General features: G+C 57.5%; 1 protein-coding gene. It reads left to right on the plus strand.

Annotation, left to right across the window (positions count from 1 at the left end):
- Nucleotides 1–201: 201 nt before the first annotated feature.
- Nucleotides 202–543 (plus strand): hypothetical protein, encoded by a 342-nt coding sequence (locus tag B0E41_RS26545; RefSeq protein ID WP_143433751.1) that lies wholly within the window; start codon nucleotides 202–204, stop codon nucleotides 541–543.
- Nucleotides 544–616 lie beyond the last annotated feature (73 nt).

Below are 616 nucleotides of genomic sequence, written 5' to 3' on the forward strand. Positions count from 1 at the left end.
TGATCGTGGACGATTGCGATACATTCACACCAGTTCCTGCGCGCTTCCCCAGCGCCGCCACGGCAACACCGATTCTCCGTCCACGATCAGCCTGAAACAGGCGTCCACGATCGCTGAAATACGCAGTTACCCATTGAGGGGGCGCAAGAAGTACATGCCAGGATTATTGGCGGCCTGGACGAGTCGACTGGCACATTCACTGTGCAATTGGTCAGCGTGCCAGCCGCAGAGCACTGCGTCTTCAAGGTCGATGGCCGTTATCGCGTGACCATGCTGTTTCCGGATCACCGCAATTCGATCATCCTTGCTCAGTTGTTGCAGGCTGAAGTTCAGCTGCGACTGAATGTCGATTCAGCCCCGCTGGCTCATTCAAGCGGAAGCGATCTGAGGCTCACTCTGGATCACGTCGACTTGCAACTCAACGGTCTTGATGCGACCATGCATCGCGTTGCCGAGCAGATACAACTCGATCTGCTGCCGCATATGGATCGTAAGCGGTCAATAGACCGCACCCCTTGCGCTGTCCCGCAGTTCAGATCTTGAGCGCAGTGATGCGCCAGGGCAGCAAGGCCTCGTAGTCATCGACAGTCCTGGCCCGCGGGAGTGCCACCAGCAA

It is taken from the genome of Hydrogenophaga sp. A37 (genome assembly GCF_002001205.1).
Lineage (GTDB): Bacteria > Pseudomonadota > Gammaproteobacteria > Burkholderiales > Burkholderiaceae_C > Hydrogenophaga.